Source organism: Limosilactobacillus reuteri subsp. porcinus, assembly GCF_036621895.1.
Taxonomy (GTDB): domain Bacteria; phylum Bacillota; class Bacilli; order Lactobacillales; family Lactobacillaceae; genus Limosilactobacillus; species Limosilactobacillus reuteri_J.
Map to the genome: position 1 here is coordinate 1 of NZ_LN887461.1, position 1092 is coordinate 1092.

Annotated in this window: 9 tRNA genes; all 9 read left to right on the top strand. The window is 46.8% G+C overall.

Annotation, left to right across the window (positions count from 1 at the left end):
- Positions 1 to 121 precede the first annotated feature (121 nt).
- Positions 122 to 213, top strand: a tRNA-Ser gene (locus AACL61_RS07860).
- 7 nt (positions 214 to 220) lie between these two features.
- A tRNA-Glu gene (locus tag AACL61_RS07865) sits at positions 221 to 292 on the top strand.
- A 5-nt stretch (positions 293 to 297) separates the two neighbouring features.
- Positions 298 to 370, top strand: a tRNA-Val gene (locus AACL61_RS07870).
- A 36-nt stretch (positions 371 to 406) separates the two neighbouring features.
- A tRNA-Phe gene (locus AACL61_RS07875) sits at positions 407 to 479 on the top strand.
- Between the two features lie 5 nt (positions 480 to 484).
- Positions 485 to 567: transfer RNA gene (locus AACL61_RS07880), tRNA-Tyr, on the top strand.
- A gap of 6 nt (positions 568 to 573) precedes the next feature.
- Positions 574 to 644, top strand: a tRNA-Trp gene (locus tag AACL61_RS07885).
- Between the two features lie 17 nt (positions 645 to 661).
- A tRNA-His gene (locus AACL61_RS07890) sits at positions 662 to 736 on the top strand.
- Positions 737 to 772: 36 nt separating this feature from the next.
- Positions 773 to 843 (top strand) — tRNA-Cys (locus AACL61_RS07895).
- Between the two features lie 14 nt (positions 844 to 857).
- Positions 858 to 942, top strand: a tRNA-Leu gene (locus AACL61_RS07900).
- The last annotated feature ends 150 nt before the right edge of the window (positions 943 to 1092 follow it).

Sequence of the window (1092 nt, forward strand, 5' to 3'; positions counted from 1 at the left end):
ACAGAAGTTAAGCTTCAACACGCCGAAAGTAGTTGGGGGATCGCTCCCTGCGAGGATAGGACGTTGCCACGCAAAATCAAGCTTTGGCACCTGGTCTTAATTGTGCCAGGGCTTGGATATTGGAGAGTTGTCCGAGCTGGCCGAAGGAGCATCATTGGAAATGATGTATACGGGTTAAAGCCTGTATCAAGGGTTCGAATCCCTTACTCTCCGTTAATATGACCCGTTAGTCAAGTGGTTAAGACACCAGCCTTTCACGCTGGTATCGTGGGTTCAAATCCCGCACGGGTCACTTTTGGAGGATTAGCTCAGTTGGGAGAGCATCTGCCTTACAAGCAGGGGGTCACAGGTTCGAGCCCTGTATTCTCCATTACAACTTAATAGTTGTATATACCCATGACACAATGGCTCGGTAGCTCAGTTGGTAGAGCAACGGATTGAAGCTCCGTGTGTCGGCGGTTCGATTCCGTCCCGCGCCATTTATGGGGGAGTAGCGAAGTCTGGCTAAACGCGACGGTCTGTAAAACCGTTCCTTCGGGTTCGGTGGTTCGAATCCACTCTCCCCCATTTTATAGGGATATAGTTAAACGGTATAACTACGGTCTCCAAAACCGTCATTGTGGGTTCGATTCCTACTATCCCTGCTTAACTGAATATTTTGGCGGTATTGGTGAAGTTTGGTTAACACACCGGTTTGTGGGTCCGGCACGCGTGGGTTCGAATCCCACATACCGCCCTTTTGATTAAGCTTATTACTTAATCTTAACTATTTGGTGGTATAGCCAAGTGGTAAGGCAGAGGTCTGCAAAACCTTTATCATCGGTTCAAATCCGATTACCACCTTTTAGTTAGCTGATGCCTCTGTGGCGGAATTGGCAGACGCGCTGGACTCAAAATCCAGTTCCCGTTGAGGGAGTGTGGGTTCGACCCCCACCGGAGGCATATTTAAGCAGGAATGCGAAGTATCAGCTAAGCTAAAGTTAACTCCTGTAACTCTTGTGTATTAAGGGTTACAGGAGTTTTATGTTTTAAATAATTTTTATTTTCAATTGAATTTGTGCATCATTTGTGCGTAAGCAGTCAATAACAGTA